Here is a 26,123-nt window from a genome sequence, read left to right as displayed (position 1 = left end):
ATCAGTGAGCCTTGCGCGGAGTGATGTAGCTGCTGATAAACGCAGGGTTGTGAGCCATGATCCGGGTGTAGACCTCGATGCCGAAGTCGACCCAGTCACGCATCAGTTCGCAGTAGTGATAGGTCGGATGAGTCGGGTCGCCGTATCGGGCGTAGCTCTCGTGGTAGCAGCCGCCGGAGCAGAGATTGCGGATCTGGCAGTCTTCGCAACCGGTGTTGGTGCGGTCCAGGCGCTGGGACAGGAAGTTGTTCAGCTCGACCTGTTTCACCCCGCTGTGAACGTTGCCGAACGTTGGCAGGCTCGAACCGGTAAAGCGGTGGCACAGGTTCAGTTCGCCCTTGTGGTCCACCGCCAGCATCTTCAGTCCCGCGCCGCAAGGCAGAGCCTTTTTGTGGCCTTCATGAATGTCGGTGATCAACTGGTGCAGGTTGGAAAAACCGATATTGCGGTGCTCCAGCGCCGCGTCCAGATAACGCCGACCAAGCTTTTTCATATTGGCGAAGACTTCGATCAGCTCGTCGCTGGACAGGTTGAAGCTGCTGATATCTCCGGACGTCACCGGAGCAAAACCGACCTCGGCAAAGCCCAGTTCGTTGAACAGGTGATCCCAGATCGTTTCGACGTCGGTGACGCCCGTGGTCAGGGTTACCCGCGCGCCGACCGGGCGGCTGTTGTAGCGCGACAGCAGCATCTCGGCCTTGCGCCGCACCACGTCATACGTGCCCTGCCCGCCCACGGTGATCCGGTTGCGGTCGTGCACGGTTTTCGGCCCGTCGATACTGACCGAGAGCCCGAAGCGATGGGCGTTGAGATAGTCCACGGTGTCTTCGGTGAGCAGCGTGGCGTTGGTGGTCATGACGAACTCGACGAACTTGCCCGCCTCGCTGAAACGCTTCTCGCAGTAGTCGACCATGTACTCGATCAGCTTGCGATTGCTCAGAGGCTCTCCCCCGAAGAACACCACAGTGAAACGCTCCTCATCCGGGGATTCGCGCAGCAGCATTTCTACCGAAGCGACTGCGGTTTCAACGTCCATCTTCTTGCCGGCCGAGGGCTTGTCGAGGTCTTCTTTGTAGCAGTAGGTGCAGCTCAGATTGCAGCCCGTGTTGACGTTGAGCACCACGGTATTGATCGCGGTGCGCTCGACGCGTTTGGTACCGATGTCCGGGGTCAGTGGCGAGCCGTCGCTGACCAGTTCCAGGGAGATCAGCTCACGCAGGGTTTCGGCGACTTCTTCGCCGTTGAAGCGTGCGGCCAAGCGCTGGATCAGGTCATCAGACGAACAGCCAGGACCACGCAAGGTATCGATGATGGTGCCCGTCAGTTCATCGCTGGCGAACAGCGAACTGCTGGGAATATGAAACAGCATGCGGTCGGCGTCGACATGCACTTCGTGCAGATTTCGTTCGACCAGATTCAAAATAGCGCCCATTGCAAACCTCCTGTGCAAGCCTCAACTCACGAGGCCTGCGGTCATTCCGAAAGGTGTCTGAAACCACTAACAACAGCCAACTTATGGAATGGGTGGATTGTTCCAGCGTTGCACGGTGACGATCATGTGGCCTTCGCCGGTCAGAGATCTTCCCGCGTCGTCGACGGCGGCAATCACCTTGAGGTTGCCGGCATTGTTGGTGGACATCTTGCGCTGCGGGTTCGGCCCGGCATCGCCTGGGGTAAACACGCCGGTATCGGCCTGCATGGTGCCGGCAAACTTGACGTCTTCATCCTCTTTGGCGCGGTCATCGAAAGCCTCGACCGACCATTGTGCCGGGAACACGCCGATGCGATAGGGCTTGCCGTCAGCACCCTTGCCCCAAGCTTCAGCATCGAAACGGCCCTGGACTTTCGGCGTCGAACCACCGCCCTCGCCGATCCGCGCCACCGAGAACTCGGGCACGACTTTGACTTCGGCGATCTTGCTGTAGACCGACAGTGTCGGGCCTTTCAGCGTGCCGACCGTGACGTTGCGCAGGCCCGGTTGTGCAGTGGCAGCCGCCTTGAGTTTGACCCGTAGGCGCTCGGGCGTCTGTTCCAGCACCTGGACCACTTCCACGCCCTTGCCAAAGTTCGGTTTGCCCGTGAGACCGCTGCCGATCAGGGTGACTTCGGTTTCGCTGCCCGCCTTCAGATAACCCGGCTGCACCGCCAGTAAACGGTTGGAACCCTGTTTGGCAGCGACGAAGTCCAGACCTCGCTCGTCATGCTCGGCCTCGAACATCCGGCCCTGCATAGCGTTGCCCTGGGCGGCGAATACCTGGCGCATGGTCAAGCCATCGATGGTCACGTTGCCGCGCCATTCGTAACCGGTGTAGAGAATCGCACTGCCATCGCCGTTGAACGGGCTGCCATCGGCGTATTGGCCTTTGACGCTGACCTTGAACGTGTCGCTGCCATCGGCAGTCACGCTCATGACGCCGGCCAGTTCGCCTTTACCCGGCAGGTGCCCGCTGAAGTTCCAGTCGCCGACCAGCGCCTCGGCTTTCGGCGTGCTGCCCAGCCATTTTTTCCAGGCTGGGTTGTCCAGCGGATAACGCTTCGCGAGCAGCGGCACCATCTCTTTGCGGGCCAGATCGAACCAATCGCGGTCGCGGGACAAGGCCTGGTATTCGAGAGAAGGCCATTGGCCGAGGTGGAAGTTAACCAGGCGCTCCCACTCCTGGGCGGGTCGACGTTGCAGGGCAACCCGCGCACCGGAGTGGCAACGGCCGCACATCTGGCTGGTCTGGTCGTCGAATTTCTCGACGGTATTGAGCCGTCGCTCCAGCGCATAACGCACACCGTCAGTCTCGCTCGGCGCCAAGCCTTGGGTGTCGGCCAGGTATTTGACCAGGGTTCGGCGGTCGTCATCGCTGATCTGCACACCGTGCATGACCTGCATACGAGCAATGCTCATCAGCCAGCCTTCCGGCGATTTGCGCTGGTGGCTGATACGGCTCAGGGCGTTATCGGCTTCGGGGGTGTGACAGCCCTGACAGGTTTCCTTGAGGATGGTCTGGGCGTCGCGAGCTGCCAGGCTGTAAGGCGAATGCAGCGCCACACAGGCCGCCACGGCCAGCAGACTGACGCTCAGGCCTGATCGGAGTTTTCTCTTCATCAACGTCGAACCTCGCACGGTGCTTTCTTATTTTTGTGGCTTATCGTTTTTATGGTTTCTACCGTCGGCGACAACCCGCTGACGGAGGCAAGAGAAACGTCTGCAATGAGCAATACACGGAGCGTGCCAGCTTAACGATAATCCTGTTAATCAATTAGTTACGGGGTGATTTTGAAGTTCTGGCGCGTCAGAAAAAGACCGTCTGCGTCTAATATCGCGACAGCTGTTGCACTCTGAGACAAGCATAGATGTCCTCGCCGGAAACACTTCTTATCCAGCGGCGACGTTTCAGAACAAGGAGCGCTGCTCGTCGTCTCATGTGTTGTCGCGATTTGCGACAACACCTGGGTGCCACTCTTCCCTTTTCATCGCTAGAACCCCCGCCACAAAGGGCCATCTGCCCGTTCCTGGTACTTGGCACAGCCATTGCCAACCTTAGAAATCCACGTTTCTCACGCACAACAAGAGGTCTCATCATGCCCCTGCCTTATCTGCTACCCGCCACCTCGGCCTTCGTCCAACGCGCCCCACGTATGCTCATCGGCGGCGACTGGGTCGAGGCCGCCGACGGCCAGACCATGCCCCTGCACAACCCGGCCACCGGCGAAGTATTGTGCGTAGTGCCACGGGCCACGCCCGAGGATGTCGACCGCGCGGTGCTCGCCGCCCGCCAGGCCTTCGACGATTCCGCCTGGACGCGCACCCGCCCTCGGGAGCGGCAGAACCTGTTGTGGAAACTCGCCGACCTGATGCAGCGCGACGCCGAACTGCTGGCGCAACTCGAATGCCTGAACAACGGTAAGAGCGCGGCAGTGGCTCAAGTGATGGACGTGCAACTGTCCATCGACTTCCTGCGCTACATGGCCGGTTGGGCAACCAAGATCGAAGGCTCCAGCGTTGACGTGTCGCTGCCGCTGATGCCCAACGATCAATTCCACAGTTTCATTCGCCGCGAAGCGGTGGGCGTGGTCGGGGCCATCGTCGCCTGGAATTTCCCGCTGCTGCTGGCTTGCTGGAAACTCGGCCCGGCCCTGGCCACCGGTTGCACCATCGTGCTCAAACCCGCCGACGAAACGCCGCTGACCGCGCTGAAGCTTGCTGAGCTGGTGCTGGAAGCCGGTTACCCCGAAGGTGTGTTCAACGTGGTCACCGGCACCGGTATCACGGCGGGCTCCGCCCTGACTCACAACCCATTGGTCGACAAGCTGACGTTCACCGGCTCCACCGCTGTAGGTAAGCAGATCGGCAAGATCGCCATGGAATCCATGACCCGGGTGACCCTGGAACTAGGCGGCAAATCGCCGACCATCGTCATGGCCGATGCCGACCTGAAGGCCGCTGCCGCGGGTGCCGCCAGTGCGATTTTCTTCAACCAGGGCCAGGTCTGCTGCGCTGGTTCGCGGCTGTATGTGCAGCGCAAACATTTCGACAATGTGGTGGCGGATATCGCCGACATCGCCAATGCAATGAAACTCGGCAATGGCCTGGACCCCAGTGTCGAAATGGGCCCGCTGATCTCCGCGCGGCAACAGGAACGGGTTTATGGCTACATCGAAAAAGGTCGGGAAAGCGGCGCGACCATCGCCTGCGGCGGTGAGCAATTCGGGCCGGGGTTCTTCGTCAAACCCACGGTGATTGTCGATGTCGATCAGCAGCACTCATTGGTACAAGAAGAAATTTTCGGCCCGGTGCTGGTGGCGATTCCGTTCGACGACGAGGCTGATGCGCTGCGCATGGCCAATGACAGCCCTTATGGTCTTGGAGCAAGCATTTGGTCGAACGATTTGGCGGCGGTGCACCGGATGATTCCACGGATCAAGTCGGGTTCGGTGTGGGTCAACTGCCACAGTGCCCTGGACCCGGCGTTGCCGTTTGGCGGCTACAAGATGTCGGGGGTCGGGCGTGAGATGGGGTATGCGGCGATCGAGCATTACACCGAGTTGAAATCGGTGTTGATCAAGTTGTGATTGGCGGCGTTCTTTAGACCGCTATCGCGAGCAAGCTCGCTCTCACATTGAAATTGTGTTCGACGCAAAACCACTGTGGGAGCGAGCCTGCTCGCGATAGGCCAGCCCAGGCAACCCGAATGTCAGGGCTTGAACCCCTGCCCCAACAACCACACCCGAACCATCCTTCCCTGCTCCACTGTCAACCCCGCCAACACTCGCTCGGCCGGCTCGCTGCGCAACCGTCGCACCAACGGTGCCAGCTCCACCCCTTGCACATGCCAGATCCCCAACGGCTGATCCGCCGTGATCACCACCTCGGCCTCATCCACAAATCCGTCCCTGAGCACCGGCGCAGGCTCAATCTTCAGCGCGGAGAAATCCGCCTCGGCGTGGGCGACCTCAGCATCCGGCCACTGCCGCCGCGCCTGCCAGAACGGCCGATCCGGCCAACGCTGCTCATGGGCATAAAAATCCCGACCAATACGCGCAAACCGCAAAAACAACTGCTCTACCCGCTGCTGATGAAAACGCTGTGCCAGCAACCCCCGCTCAGGTTTGCGCAACAGCGTGTTGATCACCGTTGGCGCCTGCAACGCCGAAGACAATGACTGAAAGATGCCATTACCCGACAGCGGATCCACCGCCATCGCCGCGTCCCCCACCCGAATCCAGCGGTCGCCACAGACCTGCGGACACAAAATCGCCGTGCTGCTGCGGGCATGCAGGTACAGCCCGGTTTGCGGGGCATTCGAAAAAAATTCCTGGGCCAGCGCCGAATCCTGGCGGCGCTGACGACAGTAATCGAGCAACAGCGCCTTTCCCGGCAACTCGGCACTGGCCACGTCCACCGTCCATTGCCAATAGCACTGGCCGTCGGCCCGGCGCGCCATCCAGGCCCAGCCGTTCTCAAGGCTTTCCAAAGCACTGGCAGTGATACCCGGCGCACCTTGCCAGCGATTGAGCAAGCTGACCGTCTCCGGCCCACGCAAGCCTTTGCCAAGGGCAGGTGCCTGGCGTCCGCGGGCCTCCACCAGGAAATCCGCGAGCAGCGCGTCACGCCCTTGCAGTTCGATTCGATGCCCCGAAGCTTGCGACTGCACCGTCAGCACTCGGCCTTCGATCAACTCGACGCCGGCCAGCCGCAAATCCTCGCGCAAGCCGCGATCGAAGCTCGGCCGATCGAGCAAAAATTCGATGTTCTGCGCATGCTGCTGACCGTTCCAGGACACCTGACGCTGGGAAGGCTGCGTCGCATCCGTCAACGCGTGATGCAGCCCAGCACCGCGCAAAGCATCCAGCACCCGCATAGACACCCCTTCCAGCGCCGCAAAGCGCCGCCACTCACTGACCAGCGTGACGGGGTACCCAAGCCGTCGCAGCCCCAGGGCCACCGCCGCCCCCGCAGGCCCCGCGCCAAGAATCACAATCGGCTTCATACGCCAACACGCCTTTCAGGGCCGTGATAACGGGCGTTTTTTTGCAGCCACTGGACAATTTGCGTGTTGCTCGCCTCAGGGTTATCAACTAGGAAGTTCGCGATGTGCCCGCTCAACGCCGCACAGCCGAGGCTCGCACCCGACTGCCCCGGGTGGGTACCGTGAACACACGCGGCGAAATCTGCCTGGGCGCTGTCGAGCCAAGACCATTGCGACTCGGTACAACGAGCATCGCCGGTGACCCGCAGCACCTGCGGATAGTTCGCCGGAAACACCCCTTCGCCCTGGGCCGGGCTGGACGCACACAAGAGAATGCCCTGCGCCACTGCCGCTGCGCAGGCTTCACGCAGCAGGCTGCGATCCTGGCGCAAACCGAGGCTCAGATTGATCAATCGCACGTCCTGCGTCACCAACCAATCGATGGCGGTAGCGATCTGCAAGGCGCTGGTAACGCCACGCTGGTCGAACACCTGGGCAACGCAAAAAACCGCCGCCGGCGCCCGCCGGCCTATGGCCTCGATCACCGCACTGCCATGGCCCAGCGGATCGTCGCGTAAATCGCTTTCGGCCAGTCCATCTTCCTGTAGCGAGAAGCGCCGACCGGCCATCACCCGCACCCGTTGCGCCGCCGAATGACCACTGTCCACCACCCCAATGCGCGGTTCAGGCTTCATGCTGCACCGTGTTTGACGTGAGCACGCCATCGAGCAGTTCAAAGCGCAGATCGGCATCGGCCAGGGTCGAAGGGCGATGGCTGATCAGAATCCGCGTACGCCCGGCGAACAACCGGTCGATGGCCTCGATCACTTCGCGCTCGGTGGTTTCGTCGACCGCCGAGGTGGCTTCGTCCAGCACCAGAATCAATGGATCCTGCAACAGCGCCCGGGCAATGGCGATCCGCTGTTTCTGCCCACCGGACAACTGCTGACCGCGCTCGCCCAAAGGGCTGTCGAGACCTTCGGGCAGAGACTCGATCAGGCTATCGAGCTGCGCCAACCGCGCCACGTCGGCAATGGCCTGGCGACTGGCGTCCGGTACGGCATAGGCCAGGTTGTCGGCGAGGCTGCCGCGAAACAGCACGATGTCCTGGCTGACCACGGCAATCCGCCGACGCAGCTGGAACAGGTCCAGTTCCCGCAGATCGACCTCCCCCAGCAAGACCCGACCGGACTGCGGATCGTGATGCCGTTGCAGCAGATCGATCAGGGTCGATTTACCGACACCGGATCCGCCGCTCAGGGCGACTTTCAAACCGTAAGGAATTTGCGCGTCAACGCCACGCAAGGTGGTCGGCCGACCGGGATGGCTGAAGTGCACGTTGTCGAAACGCAGTTCGCCAAAATCCGGCATCGGCTGCGGCGTAATTGGGGTAAGTACGGTCGGCTCTTCGCCGCGCAGTTCCATGACCCGCTCCAGGCTCACGGTCATCCGCTGAATCGCGACATAGAGCCCGAGCAGGCTCTGAACCGGGCCGACCGCCATGCCCAGGTAAGTCGAAAACGCGATCAGCGCGCCCAGTTGCCACGTCCCCTGCACCACCCAGTAACCACCAATCAAAAACGCACAGGCCCGCGACAACGACGTCAGCGTGCCGGGCACCGCTTGAGTGAAAAACTCGGTGACTTGCAGGCGCAAGAGCTGGCTCATATACCCGTGTCCCAACGTCTCCAGCCGCCGCGCTTCGCGCTGTTGCTGACCGGCGGACTGAATGAATTTCATCACCGGCAAGGTCTCGACCATGAACGAGGACATGTCCGCCGAACGCTCGCGCAACTGCCGCACATCGCGCTCGACCTTGCGCCGCATCCAGCGCAGCCAGAGCACGTCGAGTGGAATCAGCACCAAGGCCAGCAGCGAGAGTTTCCACGACAGGGTCACCAACATCGCCACGGCGACCACCAGGCCGATCACGCTCGACACCGCAGAGAACAGCGAATCCACGGCAAAGCGCTGGATCTCCGCAACATCGCCATCGAGACGCGACATCAAATCGCCGATTCGCCGCTGGCCGTAAAAACCCGGCGAGAGCATCTGTAAATGCCGATAAAGGTCATCGCGCAGGGCAAACAGAATCCGTCCGGACAATCGCGTGTGCAGGTACCGATTGACGCCCGACAGCGCCGTGCCCAACAACCCGGCGACAATCATCAACCCGGCGATCAGCACCAGCATCGCAAAGTTGCGCGCCAACAGGCCGTCGTCGATCAGCAGCTTGGTTAGCCAGGGTTGCACCAATACCAGCGACGAGGCACAGACCGACAGCCCAAGCAATCCGGCAATCGCCAACCGGTGCGGACGCACGAAGCTGTAGAGCCAGCGCAACGCCGCTTGCAGGGCCGCAGGGTTCTGGCTGTCGATCAGCCGAACAATCGAACGCAACATCACGAGCGCAGCTGTTTAAGCTTGCGATACAGGGTCGCGCGGCTGATACCCAGGGCGTCGGCGGCGGCCGAAACATTACCTTGGTGGGTGTCCAGGGACTGACGAATCAGCTCCAGTTCATGTTCACGAATACTGCCGCTTTGAGGGCGTTCGCCGACGGTCAGTTCGTTGAGCATACTGTCGGGCAAATGGTCGAGGGTGAGCACGGTATCCACCGGCTCACACATGGCCAACGCGGTGCGCAAAACCATTTCCAGTTGGCGGATGTTGCCCGGCCAGTGATAGCCGCCCAGCAAGCGGATCAAATCGTCATGCAGGACGACCGTCGGCGCATCGAGTTTGGCCAGCAGACGATCGACCAGCCCATTGAAGTCGTCGCGTTCGCGCAGGGCCGGGAGCATCACGCAGATGCCGTTGACCCGGTAGAACAGATCCTCGCGAAAGTGTTTGTCTTCCACCAGACGCTTGAGGTCGCGGTGTGTGGCGCAGATCAGTGCGATGTCGATGTCTTGCTCTTCTCCAGCACCCAGCGGCGCGACTTTGCGATCCTGCAACACCCGGAGCAAACGGGCCTGCAAGGCCAGCGGCATGTCGCCGATTTCATCGAGAAACAACGTGCCGCCATGGGCCTGTTGCAGGCGCCCGACCATGCCGCCCCGGCGCGAACCGGTAAAGGCGCCTTCGCGATAGCCAAACAGCTCCGACTCGATCAGGCCTTCGGGGATTGCCGCGCAGTTCACCGCGATGAAAGGTTTGTCGCAGCGGGTTCCAGCCATATGCAGCGCTCGGGCGATGACTTCCTTACCGGTGCCCGTTTCGCCCAGCAGCAGCACTGGCAATTCATTGGCCAGACCCTGGCGGGCCATGCGCAGCGCACGGGCGTAACGGGCATTGTTGCCGGCCAGGGATTCGAGATCGGGTTGCGGTTTAGCGGTTTTAATTGGGGTGCGCGATGGAGCGCTGACGTTGATCGAGCGCTGCGGCGCGCGCAGGGTTTTGTAGAAAAATTCACCTTTGGCGGTTTGCAGACTGCCGATGCCGCCCTGATGCAGACGCGATAACAGTTGCAGGCCATCGACACCCAGGAACTCTTCGCAGCGTCGACCAACCAGCGCCGAACGCTCGGCGTGGAGCAACTGGCATGCCTGGGCGCTGACCGCGAGAATCTGCCCGCCGAGACTCATCGCGAGCAAGCCCTGCCAAGGGGATTCGAGGTATTGGCGACGGCTGTGGAAGGCGAGGACGATCTGGTCCGGGTAACAAGCGTTGAACACGCGACTTTCGATCTGGCTGACGGCCATGGTCAGCAACGCGGTGCTGTCGTGAACGCGGCCGAGCGGGCCTTCGCGGGTCAGGTCAAGGACACCGAGGATGTCACCCTGCGGGCAATAAATCGGCACCGAGGTGCAGGAAAAGTTGGTCAGACGGTCTAGGTAATGTTCGCCGCAATCAATCATCGTCGGCCGGGCTTCCACCAGCGCGGTACCCAGCGCGTTGGTGCCGCGCGCCGCTTCGCTCCAGCACGCGCCCAGTGTGATGTCTTGCAGGTTGCTACCTTTGAAACGATCGGCACGCCCTTCGGCTGCCAGGATGGTGGCATCGGAATTGGCGAGGATGATGAGCCCTTCCTTGCCCTGGCGCTCGGCCAGATAATCGATGGCAGGCATCGCCGCATCGATCAACAACCGGTTGCTTTCCAGCAGCACGTCAAGACTGGCGTTCGACTCCAACGCCAGTTCTTGCCTGGCATTAAAATGCACGCCATGGCTGAGACTGCGGCGCCAGGACGCATCGATTTCCGCGCGCAATACGCCATCGGGAATGGTGCCCTCGAGGTGCAGTTTTTCCCGAGCCAGCCGAGCTTCGCGATGAAGTATGGAATGAGTTGTTTTTATCATCATCAAGCGCTCCGGATCGGTCCGCCCTGCGCCCTTCTGAGTTCAGCGCCTCGTTCCCATCTTTACGTTAACGTCAGGGCATTGGCAAGTGCCTTGCGATGGTTGCGCTTTATCCGTGGCACGTCGATCACTCAATTCAACCGATTCAGCCAGGTGCAAATATCAGTAAACTGAGACCAGGGTAAGCACCCATACTCAGCGAGTTGAAAGAAGCCAGCCAGGCGGCTCTGGGATTAAAGTTCAAGTTGTGTTCTATCACGTAACAAGCGATAAAATCTTCGAGGTTCTCGCCGATTGAACGTGCTCGAACATGCAGCGCTGACACACTATCAGGCAATCGGCATGGGGAAGTGTCTTCACAGGCCGCTCCCCTGCCACAGCACCCGGCGTGCGGGTCCGCACCAGGCAGTTCGAGAGATTGAGGTCAGGAGAGAGGCGGTAAACTTAGCCTATCAAATCAGGTGATACTCCACGCCCACCGGCCCCTCACAATTTCAAGGTGAAGATGATACTAAGCACCTCTGCGCCACAAATGCTTCACCAGCGCCAAGACGAGTCGGCCCCGTCTTTTCTTGCGTCAAGCCTTTTCACGCCGGGGTGACGTCGATGGAAAACCACTTCGTTTCGAGTTAATCACGGACTGGAATTTACGCTACCACTAGCCAGGAGGGCTCGACCGATATTCTTCGCTGCTGTCAATGTGACGGACAACGCTCTGCGTTCGAGTTCCTCGGTTGTGCAGCGCACCGCAGGGGCCGCGATACTGATGGCGCCGACAGGATAACCATCGATATCCAATACCGGGACGGCCAAAATCCGTAGCCCCTCAGCGAAAAGTGAATCGGTAATGATGTATCCATCCGTTCGAATTTTCTCGAGTACCTCGGAAAGCGGTCGAGACAGTGCTTTGCTCTTAAAGGATGTGGATAAGGAAAGCGCCTCAATGCGCTCGACTTCGTGCTCAGGCAAAAACGCCAGGATCGATTGGCCAACTGCTGTTTGGCAAGCGGGGACGGTTGTACCGATACGGATATCCACTCCCAGGCGAGTGATGCCCGCCCTGACACGCTCAAGATAGAGCACATCGGCCCCTTGAAGAACGGCAAAGCTCGCAGCTTCGCTTATTTCGCTGACGAGCCCTTTAAGAACAGGACGAACCAGGCTGCGCAGATCTGTATGCGCAATTGCGTGGAAGCCCAGATTGAGAATCTTGAGTGTGAGGGAAAAACGCTTGCTTTCAGGGATACGAGAAACATATCCGAGATCCACCAACGTATTGAGCATACGGTAGGTTGTGCCAGGGTCGAGGTCGGCCTTGGCTGCGATCTGGCTCAATGTAAGCTCGTCTTTTTCCGCAGTGAAGGCCTCCAAGACTCGAAATCCTTTGGCAAGTGACTGAACAGTGCTGCGCTGGCTTTTGTCTTCGTCAGCAGAGTTCGTCGGTTCGCTTTTTGTTGAGTTTCTGGGAGCCATGGGCGATATCCATCTGGGGTAGTTCTTGTTTTCGGAATGCGAAAAACCGTTAAAAAGAATAGCACCTGGCGGTGCGTTGGCCTACTCGGTTATCCACCGCCCGGTTTCCGAGTTGCGAAATGATCACTTATTGCCTTCCCTCTTCTTCAGCTTTCCCGCCTCACTGGACGTACAGACTCAGGGATCCAGCGAAGAAGCCAACCGCAGATCCGCAATCTGAACGGCTAAAGCGAATTCGTCGAACTTTTGGATTTGCGGCTTCAAAAACTCATCTGTTTCCACCTCGCTTCAATGTGTCTGGTATAGCTTAAATCCAGAGAGTGTCAGGGTGGCGTGGATATTCAGCGCGTTCTTAAGTGCTCTACAACCCCAATGTGATTGGCGCAATAGATGGCACTTTGCAACCGTGGCCGGCCTAAATCTGCAGAGCCTTTATAAAACCGAATGGAATTTCATGGGCGGCAAACATGACATAAAAGAATAAAAAAGCAGTTGGATCGTCAAAAAAAGTGTGGGCCCTGCAAACTGATGGTGGTAGTCTGAATACAAGAAAGAAAAAACTTTCGCATTCCGAAAAACAAAAAAGGCGCGACGAAAGATGAAACAGACCGCTAAGCAAGATGCCTACCCCGAACATTCCGTCGTCCATGACCAAGGCAGTTGCATAAATGCCCGTCTTCCCGCGATTGGCTCATGCCGCCCGCGTGCTGTGCCCGGTTTGCATACCAGGTCAGCCTTTATTCGCACTCAGTTCAACAGCGCCCGCTCTGTATATGACGTGCGACGCTTCCATAATAGTGTCGAAATACAATCAGCGCCGTCGACATTGCTCTCGAACGACACTTTCAGTACTTCAGCTAAAAAATATCCTCGCGTTTTTCCTTCGCCGTGAACACGATCATGAAGTAGTAATTTCTAAAAAGCTGATCACATAGTATTAGCCAGTAATGCTAAATAAGATCAGTTTTTGAATAAACTACACCACTGTACTGTGTTTACGACGGTAAGTTTTTTATCGCTCTGAAAAGCGCAAAAACAATAAAGGAAGTGCTATGTTGATGCATCACGTTGAAACTGAGCCCTTGCCAGAAAAAGTTAGAAGTCAGGCGAATATTAGTGCCCGGTTAGAAAGGCTTCCCATCACCAGACAAGTATTTTGGGCCAGGAATATTATTGGTGCCGCGACTTTCTTCGACGGTTATACAGTCATTGCCATTGCCTATGCGATGCCGGTTCTGGCCAAAGAGTGGAGCCTCAGCGGTACCCAAATCGGCATGATTCTCTCTGCCGGTTATCTGGGGCAGCTGTTCGGCGCATTGATCTTTGGATGGCTGGCCGAGAGAATTGGGCGTATGAAGGTGCTGACATTTACCATCCTGTTGTTCGTATCGATGGACGTCGCCTGCCTGTTTGCGTCCAGCGCAGCGATGATGATTGCTTTCAGGTTCATACAGGGCATCGGTACGGGAGGAGAAGTCCCGGTCGCGAGCGCCTATATCAACGAATTGATCGGCTCCAAAAAACGAGGAAAATTCTTCCTTCTATACGAAGTCATGTTTCTGCTTGGTCTGGTAGGGGCCGGGATAATTGGCTACTTCCTCGTTCCGATCTACGGCTGGAAAGCAATGTTCGCAGTGGGGTTGGTACCCGCGATGCTGCTGATTCCCCTTCGTTTCTTCCTATTCGAATCGCCGCGTTGGCTTGCTTCCAAGGGGCGCCTTGAGGAGGCTGACCGGATTGTCACTCGCCTGGAAAATAGCGCGGTCAAAGCAGGCAAGACACTGCAACCTCCAGTAGAAGTGCCGCAGATGCATGCGATAAATAACAGAGGGGGTTGGAAAGAGCTTTTCAAAGGCATCTACTTTAAGCGCTCACTCGTTATTTGGGCCATGTGGTTTGGCTCCTACATGGTCGCTAATGGACTTATTACCTGGCTGCCGACACTTTATCGTCAACACTTCCATTTGCCGCTCGAAACCAGCCTGGCTTATGGTTTCATGACATCAGCAGCGGGTGTAGTTGCTGCAGTAATTTGTGCACTATTGATTGATAAGGTCGGTCGTCGCCGCTGGTACATGGGTGCCTTGTTTCTCGCCGCAATACCTCTCGCGATACTGGCCACCACAGGCGCAACGGCACCCATCAAGATACTGGTACTGGCCGGGTTGGGATATGCGCTGGTCCAGACAGTTACTTTTTCGCTGTATTTGTACTCGGCGGAACTTTATCCCACTCGGCTACGCGCGTTAGGTACGGGTGTCGGTAGCGCCTGGCTAAGGTTGGGTTCGGCATTGGGTCCAATAATTGTAGGCTTTACCGTCTCCGGCGTGGGTGTTCAATATGTGTTCGGTATATTTGCGGTGGTGTTATTGATGACAGCCGTTATCACTGCATTATTCGCTATTGAAACCAAAGGCCGAATTCTGGAAGAGCTATCGCCATAAATTTCAACTGCATAAATTTCAAACCGCAACAACTGAATTAGTTTCAAACTCAGAGCACATAAGTATGTGTTTTGCGCCCGCGCATGCGTTATTTGCGAAATTTAACCAAACCAGAGGTAATGAAATGAGCACTAAAAACACTATCGACCTTAAAGGCCTCGTTCCTGCTCCTGTCACGCCGTTCACTCGTGAAGGTGAAGTTGATTATGCGGCTATCCAGAAACTGGGTGCCTGGCTCGGCAGCTTTGAAGGCGTGAAGGGACTGGTTGTTCTGGGCCACGCGGGTGAAGGTACCTTCCTGACTCAGGAGGAACAGGGTCGTGTGATCCAGGCTTTCAAGGAATCGGTAGGCGGCCGTCTGCCAATCATCGCTGGCATCACTGGCGAAGGGACTCAAGTAGCCGCTGAAGAGGCCAAGCGTGCCGTAGCTAATGGTGCAGCAGCAGGCCTGGTTTATCCATCCCACGGCTGGCTGCGTTTCGGCTATCAGAAAGGTGCTGCGCAGGACCGCTATAAGACGATCTACGAAGAAAGTGGCCTGCCACTGATCCTGTTCCAATACCCAGACGTGACCAAGGCGACCTACGACCTGGAAACTCAACTGGAAATTGCCAAGCAACCTGGCGTGTTCGCCATGAAAAACGGTGTTCGCAACATGCGTCGCTGGGACACCGAGATCCCGGTAGTCCGTCGTGAAGTTCCCGATCTGCAGATCCTGACCTGCCATGACGAATACCTGTTGCACACCATGTTCGACGTAGACGGCGCACTGGTCGGCTACGGCAGCCTGACCCCAGAGCCGCTGATTGAGCTGATCGCTGCTGGTAAGCGTCGCGACTACCCCGCTGCTCGCGCCATCCACGACAAACTGCTGCCAGTTACTCGCAACGTCTACCACCGCGGTTCCCACATGGAAGGCACAGTAGCCCTGAAACATGGTCTGGTTGCCCGTGGCATCCTGGACCATGCCACCGTGCGCTCGCCGCTACTGCCACTGGCAGAAGGCGCCGACAAGGAAATCGCAGACGCATTGCGCAGCGCTGGTCTGATCTGACCACGAGCCAAACCGATGCCGTACTCCAAAGGTGCGGCTTTGAGGAGAACCACATGCCAAAGGCCTGCACATCAGGCCCTTGGCATCACTCGATCCGGATACTTCTCCACCTACATTCGAGCCGTTTTCCCGGAAGTGCGGCGTTGAGCCCGCTCAACTGGTGATGACAGGCCGACATTGCCCTTCAATAAAAACAACAGGGGACAGGTCTTGAACATTCAGAATAATCGCGCAACTCGTGTGTTTTTCATTCCCGCTTTGGTTTTACCTTTCAACGCACTGGCTCAGGGTTTTGTGGATGACACAACCGCTACTCTGAACTTCAGAAATTTCTTCTTTGATCGCAACTTCACAGCGCCTGGTGTTGCACAAAGCCAGGCTCGTGAGTGGACGCAAGGTTTTATCTTCGACCTCAAATCCGGCTTTACCCAAGGCACCGTGGGAGTTGGGGTTGACGTGCTGGGGAAATACGCAGTGAAGCTCGATGGAGGCGCAGGAAGGTATGGTGCGCTGCTGTTGCCAAAGGACGCCGACGGGGAGCCTGCGGGGAGTTTTGGGAGACTCGGCGTCGCGGTCAAAGCAAAGTTCTCGAATACGGAGTTGAAGGTAGGCGAGTGGATGCCCAATTTCCCGATTGTTACAGCGGATGATTTTCGCGCCTTGCCGCAGACTTTTCGCGGTGCCCAGATTGCTTCGCAAGAACTCAAAAACTGGTCCTTCTATGCAGGCGACCTGAAAAAAACCAGTCTGCGCAATGACTCCTCGATGGAAGACCTCACCTTTGGCTCGGCTCGATCAGACTCTTTCGAGTTTCTCGGCGCCGACTATCGCTCCCCCTCCAAAAATACAACGGTCAGGCTTTGGTCTGGTGAGCTGAAAGACATCTATGAACAGCACTACCTCGGGCTGAACCAGAAATGGCAACTGACTGAAGGGGTATCGGTGAACTCCAACCTTGGTTTTTTCTGGGGTAAAGACTCAGGAAGTGCGAAAGCCGGTCAGTTGGATAACCGTACTGTGTCAGCGCTATTTAGCCTCAACATGGCTGAACATGCGATCAGCCTAGGACTGCAAAATGTCTCGGGGGATACCGGTTGGATGCGTATTGGAGGAACCGGCGGTATCTATTTGGCCAACAACACCTTTAACCATGCGTTCGACAATCCCCGGGAACGGTCCTGGCAAGTTCGCTATGACCTCAATTTCGGCGGCTACGGAATTCCTGGTTTGAATTTCATGACACGCTACGTTCACGGTGACAACGTGGAACTAAAAAATGTTGATGATGGTTCAGAGTGGGTACGAGAATCGGAGTTGGGCTACGTAGTCCAGAGCGGAAAGCTCAAATTTCTATCTGTTCGCTTGAGGAATTCAAGCATCAGGCGGAATTTCAACGCCAGTGATTACGATGAAAATCGGTTGATCGTCAGTTACCCGTTAGACGTTTTCTAGGCTCTGTACGAAAAATACTGTCTCAAACACCGCATGGCACAAGCCAGTGAGACCATTGCCGCATAACTTTTTGCGAGTTTGTCGAAGCGCGTAACGATGCGACGGTTCTCCTTCAACCAGCCGAACATGCGCTCGATGATGTTGCGCTGCCGGTACTTGGGGCGATCAAACAGTCTCGGTAATCCCGGTTTAGGTTTGCGCTTCATCGTGCGTAGCGGGATTACCGGCTGCATCCGGTAACGGTCGCAGTAGCGACGCAATGCTTCGGCGTCATAGCCCTTATCAGCCAGCAACCAGCGACAGCGCTTGCGGGGGCGACCGCGCAAACTTGGGATGTAAGCGTTATCCAGCAGCGGTTGCGCATAGCTGATGTCGCTGGCTTGCCCACCTGACAGTAGAAAGTTTAGCGGTACGCCATTGGCGTCGCACAGCATATGGATCTTCGTCGTCAGGCCGCCCCGGCTTCGACCGAGAGCGTGGTCTTGCGGTTCTTCAGGCCCCCTTTTTTCCCAGCACCAGAGGAGGCCCGGGTTGCGCGTACCGCCGTGGAGTCAATCATCCAGGTCTCCAGATCAATTAACCCTTGCTCGTTCAGCTTGATGTGAAGCCGCTTGAGCATCTGGTCGAACGTCCCGCGATTGCGCCAGTCACGAAAGCGTTGATAAACCGTTAACCATGGGCCGAAGCGTTCGGGCATGTCGCGCCAGGCAGCACCCGAGCAGAGCACCCAGAGCACGCCGTTGAGCATCAGCCGATCATTTGCCCGTGGGCGTCCGTTGCGGCGGGGTTCACTGAATATGTCTGCAACCAAATCCCAGGCTGCGTCGGGGAGTTCGTACCGTTTGGCCATCGTGGGCTCCTGCCGTTGATGGACGCGGACTTTACTGACTATCGACGCTTACTGGGTTCAAATGAGTTTCGGATGATTTCGTACAGAGCCTAGAAGCACTTTGTGAATTGCTTACACTGAACACAGGAATTTAGGGCCGGCTACCTCAACGAATAGGTTCCCCAACCTTGTGAGACTTAACATCAATGCTCTGAGACGGCTCTGAGGTCCCACTTCGGGATCCCGCCGAAATTTCGTTTTGTTTGTCGTCCCTCATCGCTCTGCGGAAACCTTTAATGGCTTCGCCAACGTCTCCGCCCAAACCTTTTATCTTCTTTGTTCCGAAAACCAAAACCACAACAGTTAATATAACTACCCAGTGTTTCCAATCAAAAACGCCCATAGTTAACGCCTCTCTAGATAAAGATTTGAGAAAGTGGGACTCGCCACTTATCTCCGCCACCAAATCCATTTAGTGGCGGGGACAGCGGCGTGACCTTGACAGTCATGTAGCGGCTTAAAATTTTTATATAAGCGAAAAGCGAACAGACCCGCGGACCGGTCTTTACAATTCTAAAAACTCAGAAATGCGTGAGAAAAAGAACCTGACTATAAACATTTCGTCGATCAGTACCGATTTGAGATCCACCTTCTAAATCAGAAGCATCAGGCTTATAAATCCCCACCAAAGGCACCACTGTGAGGTTTTTACTTGCTTGCCAACTTGCATATATATCTACCTCATTCCCATCCAGATTAGAAAACGCGCCAGCGCTCCTACTCAATGTATCGAGATTATATAGAAGCACACCGAGCGAAAGTGTTTCAACAGGAGAAAATGAAAACGATACCTGCTGAACTCGCGTATTGGAATTAAATGGCCCCGCGTAATTCGAAGCAACCTCTCCTTGAAACCATGTACCAATCCCGCGGATATTCCCAAAAAAGAACGGGTCATAATTTTCAGAGAATCGGCTATAACGATAATTTACAGTGGGCACTCCATATACGTCCGAGAACTTCCAACCTGCCTCGAGATACCAAGCACTTTCTTCACCAGCCGGGCGATCCTGCCAGGCATATTCGCCAGAAAGGAAAAGATCTGGGTGCCCGACGCTACCTTGTGCTCTGACCGTGTAGGTTTTAGTGCCCTTCCGACGGATGGAATCAAATTCACTGTCCGTATCCAGCACATCCATATACGTAAAACCTACAGTTCCTTTTTGACCCACGTTTTCTAACGTAGCGACGAAGGACTCTGCTTTGGCTTGCGCCGGGTTATCCGACTTCAACCACATTAAATCGCTACGCAAACCGTCATGCCCACCGATCCGCAGGACGGCGGTCTGATCAAACGCTTTACGTGGAGTGATGTAATAAGCACCACCGCGATTCATAGTTCCGTTCGATATGCCTTTACCAAGGTTAAGAGCGTCACTACCAATAAGAAACCCATCACCCACAACAATATTTTGCCTGCCAAACGATAAATCAATTCCGTCAATCCCAAGGCCAGGAAAATAATCGCCCGATTTCCAGCCAATATATGCGTCTTCTATTTTGGTAGTCCTTTCTGTGCCGTCAGTCCATCCGGCAGCGTCGCCTTGGCCAAACGTAGCGCTACTAACCCAATTCAAAGCACCATACATTTTTTGCTTCTGTTCGCCCGCAGATACCCAGCCTGACAGCCCGTACTTAAAAAATGCTTCTTGCCAGTCCGTGCCCCCTTTCCTCAACGTTCCAGAATGAGCGTAATTTTGTTGACTGTGATAAGCCCCAAACCCACCATCAAGGTCAGCATTTAACCCGTAACTTTCATCCGAATATAACTCCAACGCGTTCACGGCGCTGGAACATAGGGAAAAAGCCGCTAACGAAAAACCAACGGACGCACTTCGAAGAGACTGGCACATAATCATTCTCATTATTAATTATTATATTTTTCAAGAAAGTCAAACACACGAATTACTGTTAAGTCGGTTACATTAAACGACCCAAAATATCTGACGTAGGAAAAGGGCGCTGTAATCAATAGCGCCAGATTGCGAAGCTAGCTGTAGCTGACCTGAGATTGGGCAACACTAGCTTTACCTTTCCAAGCTAACAAACCAAGCCAAAAGAACCAAATAGGGGTAGCGTACAGAACACCCTGAAGTCCCCAACCAGCTACTTCACCGGCATCTATTATTTTCGCTAGGCTCGACAACAGCCCAAAACAGCCGTTCAAAAAAGTGATGCTAGCGAAGCCTTTACGGTATGGCCAAATCACTATCGAAAGGCCTATGTACCAAATCCCAGACAGAAAGAACTCCAAACGTCCCCACATACCGTCCTGAACAATCATTGTGATTATTCGGAAAAGCTCCGTATAAAGTTGAACGAGAGCGGGATCTGATGCATTTTCTGTTGCAATTGTAAGCACAGGCCACGCTACAGAAAGAATAGATGCGCCAATTGCACCAACCAAAGCAAAAAATATTCCTGCAACTGTCGCCAGCGACACCAGGAATGAATTTTCTTGTTTAAAATTAGTCCAAAGATAAATAGCAGCAGGGATGCTAAACAGATAAAACCCAAATGTATCGCTTAGCATCATCCATTTTAAGTTGGCTGCACCTGCCACACCAACTTTCAACTGTGCGGCAACATCACCAGTGGCTTCATATTCGAAGCTACCTGCCTGGATTGCCAAGTAGGTCGTCAACATACAGAAACAAATTGCCAACCAGCTTGTTATTGAAACCAGCCTATTTCTACCCAAAACAATTTCCCTGCTAACTTTATTCATAATGGGAGCTCCAGTCGAATTTATAAAATTAAGTAGCCTTTATCTTGCAGATTACGGCCGCCCTGTCTTCGGAATTTTTTAGGCCGCTAAAAGGCATACGGTTTCGAGGAACAACACTTTGGGGATCAGCCAAAAACGCGTCAAGTTTCTCTGCCGTAAAGACTATTTCCGAGGCCTTCATAGCTGGCGAATAAATGAACCCTCCAAGCGAGCCCGCTTTCCGGCCAATCACTCCATGGAGGTTCGGGCCAAGCATTGAGGTATTACCCTCTGCAAGAGAGTGACAAGCGGCGCATTTCGCCCAGGCTTTTTCTGCAGTCTCTGGAGAACAGTTACCGTCAGCTGCGACAGCCATTTTTGAAAACAATATAAAAAGCAAAACCAATGACGCTTTTTTCATACCAAGACCCTCAACCCAACTGCTTTAATACAATTCGTGATGCCCGCAATCCTGTTTCAATCGCACCGTCAATAAAACCTCTCCATCCATTGGCAATGTCAGACCCAGCAAAAACGATGCGACCTTCGTCCTTACGCATTTCCTCGCCGTACTTACTCCACATCCCAGGTTTGTAATCGCACCAAGTCCCCTTCGAATACGGGTCTGAATTCCAGTCGTAAGCGAAACTCTCCATGATTTCGGCTCCAGGTAACAAACGAGTAAATGCTTCACGAACATTTTCATCGTCGTTCACATCAAAGCCCGGCACTGAATAGCCCATCGCAACGAACTTGGTATGATGGTCAGAAATATAATCTGTGTATACCAAATTGATAGGATATCCAGAGGATGCCATGCCTTGATAGCTACCTTTGTTACCCTTCACTTTCACCTTCAGCTCGAATCCAGAACCAACATGTCGCTCTTTACTTGCGGCTACTTTTCCTGGAGACAGAGCGGGGAGCCACTCAATATCGTTCCAACAGTTCATAGGCAACGCGACGATACAAGACTTAGCAAAATATGTTTTACCGTCTTCCGCAGTCACTTTTACTCCCCGCGAAGACTGCTCTACCTTCTGAACTGGCGTGTTTAATTTTATTTCAGCACGACTTTCACTGAACAACAATTCAATAAGCGAAGACGTACCGGTGCTAATTTTATATTGGGTACACGCTCGAAGCAGACGATCCATATCGTTGCCAGCGCGTGCATACCAATGAATCTGATCCAGGTAGCCTGCCTGATCAATAGGGCCGTTTACAGCAGTAGTGAAATATGATTCGAGAATCGCGCGCGTCTCATCAGATACGTTGATCTGCTTCATTCGCTGAGCAATAGAAATATTATCGGTCTTTAAGAAGTCCGGATTAAAGTAAGGATCAAAGGGACGAGGAAAAAGGTCAATCACATCTTTACTAAATATTTGCATCCCTGCGTTCAGCAGTTCAAACGCCTTAGCCGGATCAAAGGGTTCTAGCTTGCCGTTTACCACCACACCGTAAGCAGTTGGATTGGCACCGGGAGTTTCCAGTAGCTGCAAACCATAGCGTCGCATTTCAGCCCAAACATGCGGCTGAATCCAGTGAATCCATTGACCACCAACGTCTGCACGCTCGCCAAAAACCTCAGTGGTAAACGTACGGCCACCCGTCCGATTGCGTGCTTCCAATACCAAACACTTTTTTCCTCGAGTTCCCAGCTCTCTTGCTGCGGTGGCTCCCGCCATACCGCCGCCAATAATAATAGTGTCGTAATCACCGTTAACCGTTTTTTTCTCTGGAACGTCGGGTGCGGGTTTTGTTACACCTGCCATCGCAGAATTTAGCATTGAGGCGGCAAACACTGTGGTCGCTCCTGCCGCAATACCTTTTAGAGTTTGACGACGATTATAAGTCGCCTTTAATAAGTCATCATCTTTGTCAGTCATTTAGACCTCATCATTATTATATTATTTACTTTCAAAACAGCCGGAAAAATCACACACCAACAAATCATTTTTCCCGACAGCCATTAGCACGCAAGCACTACAAGTTTCTGACCCACCTAAAAATCTAAGCTTTTAGAAGGGTTAATTTATTAAACATTAAGATCGGAATAGCGTCTATCCATTTTATACCTGAATATCATCCAAAAAATTGGCGTCAGTGCCAGCACGGAATCTCCTCAGAACATTAAGTCAATTTAATTTTCAGTTCAGTTTAAACGCATTTAAACTCAGCAATAGCTTAGTGAAAAAGCCGCATTGAGCAGTTAACGATTATGCAAACCGTGGATATGCGGTGACAGCCAACCAAAGAATTGTCGACAGCTGCCTGTACAAGATCAGAAATGGCCGTTTAACAACTCTTATCTAGGTCGGCTTCTAGGAGCGCAGATAATTACGCTATGGAAGTCACCCCCCAATGTAAGTTTATAGGCAGAGCCTCCCAATAACCTTAGGGCAGACTTTACAGAGAGTCGTTGGCATATAAACTTCAACCATCAGTGCTCCCACTGATTCTGCAACCGCCGCGTACATAAGAGACGGTGCATCTAAATCAAATAAACTTTCCTCAATCTATCCCTCCACGATGCAAAGTTGTACTAGGTGCTTCATTGAACAGTTTACGATACTTGATTGCAAATCTTCCCAAGTGATTAAATCCCCAGCCAGTGGCAAGCTGAGAAAGACTTCTAACCGGACCACCCTCCAATATATCTCTACGAACTGCAGTCAGCCTATATTTTCTAAGATATGCCATCGGAGGCATGCCAAAATATTTTTTGAAGCCGTCAAAAACATTGAACCTTTATACGCCCGCTGCTTGCTCTATATCCTCAAGACAAATATCTTCACGGGCTTTATCGTGAATAAAATCACGCGCCCTTATGAGGCAGTAAGGAAGTTGCCCATGAGGATGTTTGTCAGTAACGTCACTGTAGTTATTCCGCTGGGACAAAATTAGCCCTTTGATCAGCGCACTCTCAATATCTCGAGCAAATAGCGCGTACCCGAACACCTCACCGCCGCTTACGCACCAACCGCCACCACGAAGCTGTAGCCCCGTTAGTTGCATCAATGAAAGGTTCAAACTTAAGAGGAACGTCGATCGTACGATGAAGCATTTCCTCAAGCGTCTGGCGCATGGATAGGGGAGGAATTACAACAGAACGTTTTTTACAGTTACCAGTCATCCATAGCTCTTGGGTTTCGTGCGGCGAAACAACTAAACCATGGCCTATATCAGAGTTAAATGATTTACCGTTTTTCAATAGCCCTTGCTCTCCCGATAGCGGGAGGCTAAGGTTGTAACTATTTAAAAAGTCGGACTCCTGAGTTTTAATAATTACGTCAGCGCCATACTCTAAAAAACCAAAACAGTGGAAAAACGATTAAAAACTTTGGCCTTATGACGAAACCGAATGTCCTGGGGCTTGGTAGTATGCAGCGAATGTGGCCCACATAGGCGCTCCATCCATGCTTGCGCACCGGAAAATCAAATTGACTAACACGAATATTACTAACTACGTGAGCATTTGTTTGCATGACAAGGCACTCGCGGCTATTCAGTATACGCTCTAATCGGTGCGTCTCCGGATTATCGAAGCAATAGTTGCGCCTGGGAATTGCTTACCCCCCCTAAATATTTTAGGATACCAACATGGAAATTTCTGGATATGAATAAACCAAAATTTTAGTCAATGAGCCAATCCAGAACAGCAAATCACTCAATAGCGCTAAAACAGTGCTTAAATTCCGACAGTTAAGCATAGAGCGTTACGATTATTCCCGTCAGCTTCCACGAAGAGGAAACAGTTCAGCCTCTTACAGCATCTAGCCCAGGAAAAGGCTAAGCGACTTGATCAAGGTAATCAAAGCTTTACAGGCAGTACATGATAGCTCTCTAGCAACAGGCGTCCGCCGTAAGCTCCGCTTATGTTCGCCGGCATACTAATATCGGAAAAAGACATTTTTTAAATTATAGCCAAACCTTCAACTTTAACGTAATGGGCGTCACGTAAAGTTAAATTTTTTCAGAGCGCTCTCATGGCTGTAGATAATTAATAGATTTATATAACGGTCCTATCACATATGCGTCCGGCCACGCTCTTTACGATGCATCGTCGCGCTCGGAATCTCATTGAATAATTTCTTGTATTCGCTTGCGAACCTGCCCAGATGATTGAACCCCCATTCGGTGGCAACAGCAGATATATTCGTACCTCGCCTTCCATCCAACAGCAGCTTACGTACTTCAGACAATCGCAACTTCTTCAAATAGGCCATTGGCGGCATGCCCATATGCTTTCGAAAGCCATCAAAAAGCTTAAATCTGGAAACGCCTGCCGCACGCTCAATATCCTCGAGACGAATTTCTTCACGGGCGTTGGAGTGTATGAAATCTTTTGCTTTAAGTAAAAAGCTGGGCAGCTTCCCCATCATACACTCGTGAATTTCATCGGTGTAGTTACTCTTCTGAGCAAGGATCAACCCCCTAACAAGTGAGGCTTCGATATCTCTTGAAAAGAGCGTCTGATCGAAAATCGCCCCACCCACCTCGTGCTCGGATACAAAATGGTTGACCAATCGCCACCAAGAGGCACTGGCCCCTATTTGCCCGTCCATCAACGGATCGAAATTGATAGGGGTTTCCACAGGACGTTTCAGGATTTCTTCAAGCGCAAGCCTCATTGTGACTCGCGGAATAACCACAGAGAGCTTCCTGCAATCACCCGCTATTGAAAGTTCCTGGCTATGGAAGGGAGATACGATAACTCCCATGCTCCTGTTGGACGGAATACGCCGTCCGAGATAAATCAGTTCCTGCTCTCCAGACAGCGGCAGGCTAAGGCTGTAGCTATCCAACTGCTCAGAGCCTTCGACGCCGACACGAACGTCGGTCCCATATTCCAAGGTCCCAAGCTTCGTCGCATAGGAGCGAAACACCCTGGCATTGTGCCGAAATGAAACGCGCTCAGGTTGTGCACACTGCAGAGTGTGCGGGCCGCACACCTCCTCCATCCACGCTCGGGCTCCTGCCATGTCACAGCAGTTGATTTGTATATCACTCCGGGGAACGACATGCGGCTCGGTCATAGCAAGGCACCAAAGTTATGGAGGACGCGCTCTTCGGCGCTGACTAAAGTAACAGCAAGACGTATGCCACAGAGTTCATCACCGATTAACGGCAACCGATTTGGACAGAATCAACCGATTAATCGGATATTTTGGTTTCCAAGGTAAAAAATTATCATCTCGACTGTCCTCATGCGCACCATTGGTGTGCTGAAACATAAGGACTCGCACCCCTTGTTACCCTAATGAATTAGCCGCTGTAACGGATCGGCACCTTTCTACCCACGGATCAGTAACAGTACACGCCGCATGCGAATTATTATC

At 54.1% G+C, this 26,123-nt stretch carries 17 protein-coding genes and 2 pseudogenes; 4 read left to right on the top strand and 15 right to left on the bottom strand.

The annotated features are described in order from the left end of the window. Window position 1: 1 nt before the first annotated feature. Both peaB and peaA read right to left on the bottom strand, forming a co-directional pair. The gene (gene peaB, locus ACEN2T_RS20185) at window positions 2-1,432 is read right to left on the bottom strand and encodes a quinohemoprotein amine dehydrogenase maturation protein (protein WP_442117380.1); all 1,431 of its coding nucleotides are present in this window, start codon (window positions 1,430-1,432) and stop codon (window positions 2-4) included. Between the two features lie 81 nt (window positions 1,433-1,513). After that, window positions 1,514-3,094 carry a quinohemoprotein amine dehydrogenase subunit alpha gene (gene peaA, locus ACEN2T_RS20180; protein ID WP_442117379.1) on the bottom strand — a complete coding sequence of 527 codons (1,581 nt, stop codon included), beginning with the start codon at window positions 3,092-3,094 and terminating at the stop codon, window positions 1,514-1,516. Window positions 3,095-3,570: 476 nt separating this feature from the next. Between peaA and ACEN2T_RS20175 the strand changes: the two genes are divergently transcribed. After that, window positions 3,571-5,061 (top strand): aldehyde dehydrogenase family protein, encoded by a 1,491-nt coding sequence (locus tag ACEN2T_RS20175; protein ID WP_442117378.1) that lies wholly within the window; start codon window positions 3,571-3,573, stop codon window positions 5,059-5,061. Between the two features lie 122 nt (window positions 5,062-5,183). Here ACEN2T_RS20175 and qhpG read toward each other — a convergent pair whose 3' ends face one another. The 5 genes from qhpG to ACEN2T_RS20150 form a co-directional block, all read right to left on the bottom strand. Next, complete coding sequence (qhpG, locus tag ACEN2T_RS20170) at window positions 5,184-6,479, bottom strand: flavin-dependent monooxygenase QhpG (protein ID WP_442117377.1); 1,296 nt, start codon at window positions 6,477-6,479, stop codon at window positions 5,184-5,186. Continuing rightward, entirely contained in the window at window positions 6,476-7,153 is a 678-nt protein-coding gene (qhpE, locus tag ACEN2T_RS20165; RefSeq protein WP_442117376.1) for a subtilisin-like serine protease QhpE, read from the bottom strand. Before qhpE ends, qhpG begins: the two co-directional genes overlap by 4 nt. Beyond that, window positions 7,143-8,861: an ABC transporter ATP-binding protein gene (locus ACEN2T_RS20160; RefSeq protein WP_442117375.1), complete on the bottom strand. Its 1,719-nt coding sequence runs from the start codon at window positions 8,859-8,861 to the stop codon at window positions 7,143-7,145. Before ACEN2T_RS20160 ends, qhpE begins: the two co-directional genes overlap by 11 nt. After that, a complete protein-coding gene (locus tag ACEN2T_RS20155) occupies window positions 8,861-10,765 on the bottom strand; it encodes a sigma-54-dependent Fis family transcriptional regulator (protein ID WP_442117374.1) in 1,905 nt (634 codons plus the stop codon). The genes ACEN2T_RS20160 and ACEN2T_RS20155 overlap by 1 nt, the downstream gene beginning before the upstream one ends. A 627-nt stretch (window positions 10,766-11,392) precedes the next feature. Beyond that, window positions 11,393-12,232, bottom strand: a complete 840-nt coding sequence (locus ACEN2T_RS20150) for an IclR family transcriptional regulator (protein ID WP_442117373.1) — start codon at window positions 12,230-12,232, stop codon at window positions 11,393-11,395. A 1,052-nt stretch (window positions 12,233-13,284) separates the two neighbouring features. On the opposite strand from ACEN2T_RS20150, the gene ACEN2T_RS20145 reads away from it, so the two are divergent. The 3 genes from ACEN2T_RS20145 (at window position 13,285) to ACEN2T_RS20135 (ending at window position 17,182) form a co-directional block, all read left to right on the top strand. Beyond that, window positions 13,285-14,676, top strand: coding sequence for an MFS transporter (locus ACEN2T_RS20145; protein ID WP_442117372.1), 1,392 nt, complete (start codon window positions 13,285-13,287; stop codon window positions 14,674-14,676). A 124-nt stretch (window positions 14,677-14,800) separates the two neighbouring features. Further along, window positions 14,801-15,730, top strand: coding sequence for a dihydrodipicolinate synthase family protein (locus tag ACEN2T_RS20140; protein ID WP_183701862.1), 930 nt, complete (start codon window positions 14,801-14,803; stop codon window positions 15,728-15,730). Window positions 15,731-15,940: 210 nt separating this feature from the next. After that, window positions 15,941-17,182, top strand: coding sequence for an OprD family porin (locus tag ACEN2T_RS20135; RefSeq protein WP_442117371.1), 1,242 nt, complete (start codon window positions 15,941-15,943; stop codon window positions 17,180-17,182). Here the strand turns inward: ACEN2T_RS20135 and ACEN2T_RS20130 are convergent. The 8 genes and pseudogenes from ACEN2T_RS20130 to ACEN2T_RS20095 all read right to left on the bottom strand — a co-directional run bounded on the left by ACEN2T_RS20130 (window position 17,179) and on the right by ACEN2T_RS20095 (window position 25,820). Then, window positions 17,179-18,032, bottom strand: a protein-coding gene (locus ACEN2T_RS20130; protein WP_442117370.1) for an IS5 family transposase whose coding sequence is annotated in 2 segments (ribosomal slippage) — window positions 17,179-17,688 and window positions 17,691-18,032 — 852 coding nt in all. Because the reading frame shifts where the segments join, the coding sequence is not laid out codon by codon here. The genes ACEN2T_RS20135 and ACEN2T_RS20130 overlap by 4 nt on opposite strands. Before the next feature lie 255 nt (window positions 18,033-18,287). After that, window positions 18,288-18,414: pseudogene (gene tatA / locus ACEN2T_RS20125) on the bottom strand (twin-arginine translocase TatA/TatE family subunit); the annotation flags it as partial. Window positions 18,415-18,592: 178 nt separating this feature from the next. Further along, window positions 18,593-19,924: a hypothetical protein gene (locus ACEN2T_RS20120; RefSeq protein ID WP_442117369.1), complete on the bottom strand. Its 1,332-nt coding sequence runs from the start codon at window positions 19,922-19,924 to the stop codon at window positions 18,593-18,595. Window positions 19,925-20,061: 137 nt separating this feature from the next. Beyond that, on the bottom strand, window positions 20,062-20,799 hold the full coding sequence (locus ACEN2T_RS20115; RefSeq protein ID WP_442117368.1) for a hypothetical protein: 738 nt from the start codon (window positions 20,797-20,799) through the stop codon (window positions 20,062-20,064). A gap of 28 nt (window positions 20,800-20,827) precedes the next feature. Then, window positions 20,828-21,199, bottom strand: coding sequence for a c-type cytochrome (locus tag ACEN2T_RS20110; RefSeq protein ID WP_442117367.1), 372 nt, complete (start codon window positions 21,197-21,199; stop codon window positions 20,828-20,830). A gap of 10 nt (window positions 21,200-21,209) precedes the next feature. Next, the gene (locus ACEN2T_RS20105; RefSeq protein WP_442117366.1) at window positions 21,210-22,670 is read right to left on the bottom strand and encodes an FAD-dependent oxidoreductase; all 1,461 of its coding nucleotides are present in this window, start codon (window positions 22,668-22,670) and stop codon (window positions 21,210-21,212) included. Between the two features lie 625 nt (window positions 22,671-23,295). Beyond that, window positions 23,296-24,269: pseudogene (locus tag ACEN2T_RS20100) on the bottom strand (AraC family transcriptional regulator). 540 nt (window positions 24,270-24,809) lie between these two features. After that, complete coding sequence (locus ACEN2T_RS20095; RefSeq protein ID WP_442117365.1) at window positions 24,810-25,820, bottom strand: AraC family transcriptional regulator; 1,011 nt, start codon at window positions 25,818-25,820, stop codon at window positions 24,810-24,812. Between the last annotated feature and the right edge of the window lie 303 nt (window positions 25,821-26,123).

The sequence above is a fragment of the Pseudomonas sp. W22_MBD1_FP4 genome, assembly GCF_052113765.1.
In the GTDB taxonomy this organism is placed as follows: domain Bacteria; phylum Pseudomonadota; class Gammaproteobacteria; order Pseudomonadales; family Pseudomonadaceae; genus Aquipseudomonas; species Aquipseudomonas sivasensis.
Note: the sequence above shows the minus strand (reverse complement) of the source record. Positions and strands in the feature narration are given on the sequence as shown.

Excerpts from the sequence above, each read along its gene's own strand:
- peaB (WP_442117380.1), bottom strand. The coding sequence starts at position 1,432 with ATGGGCGCTATTTTGAATCTGGTCGAACGAAATCTGCACGAAGTGCAT.
- peaA (WP_442117379.1), bottom strand. The coding sequence starts at position 3,094 with ATGAAGAGAAAACTCCGATCAGGCCTGAGCGTCAGTCTGCTGGCCGTG.
- ACEN2T_RS20175 (WP_442117378.1), top strand. The coding sequence starts at position 3,571 with ATGCCCCTGCCTTATCTGCTACCCGCCACCTCGGCCTTCGTCCAACGC.
- qhpG (WP_442117377.1), bottom strand. The coding sequence starts at position 6,479 with ATGAAGCCGATTGTGATTCTTGGCGCGGGGCCTGCGGGGGCGGCGGTG.
- qhpE (WP_442117376.1), bottom strand. The coding sequence starts at position 7,153 with ATGAAGCCTGAACCGCGCATTGGGGTGGTGGACAGTGGTCATTCGGCG.
- ACEN2T_RS20160 (WP_442117375.1), bottom strand. The coding sequence starts at position 8,861 with ATGTTGCGTTCGATTGTTCGGCTGATCGACAGCCAGAACCCTGCGGCC.
- ACEN2T_RS20150 (WP_442117373.1), bottom strand. The coding sequence starts at position 12,232 with ATGGCTCCCAGAAACTCAACAAAAAGCGAACCGACGAACTCTGCTGAC.
- ACEN2T_RS20145 (WP_442117372.1), top strand. The coding sequence starts at position 13,285 with ATGTTGATGCATCACGTTGAAACTGAGCCCTTGCCAGAAAAAGTTAGA.
- ACEN2T_RS20140 (WP_183701862.1), top strand. The coding sequence starts at position 14,801 with ATGAGCACTAAAAACACTATCGACCTTAAAGGCCTCGTTCCTGCTCCT.
- ACEN2T_RS20120 (WP_442117369.1), bottom strand. The coding sequence starts at position 19,924 with ATGTGCCAGTCTCTTCGAAGTGCGTCCGTTGGTTTTTCGTTAGCGGCT.
- ACEN2T_RS20115 (WP_442117368.1), bottom strand. The coding sequence starts at position 20,799 with ATGAATAAAGTTAGCAGGGAAATTGTTTTGGGTAGAAATAGGCTGGTT.
- ACEN2T_RS20110 (WP_442117367.1), bottom strand. The coding sequence starts at position 21,199 with ATGAAAAAAGCGTCATTGGTTTTGCTTTTTATATTGTTTTCAAAAATG.
- ACEN2T_RS20105 (WP_442117366.1), bottom strand. The coding sequence starts at position 22,670 with ATGACTGACAAAGATGATGACTTATTAAAGGCGACTTATAATCGTCGT.
- ACEN2T_RS20095 (WP_442117365.1), bottom strand. The coding sequence starts at position 25,820 with ATGACCGAGCCGCATGTCGTTCCCCGGAGTGATATACAAATCAACTGC.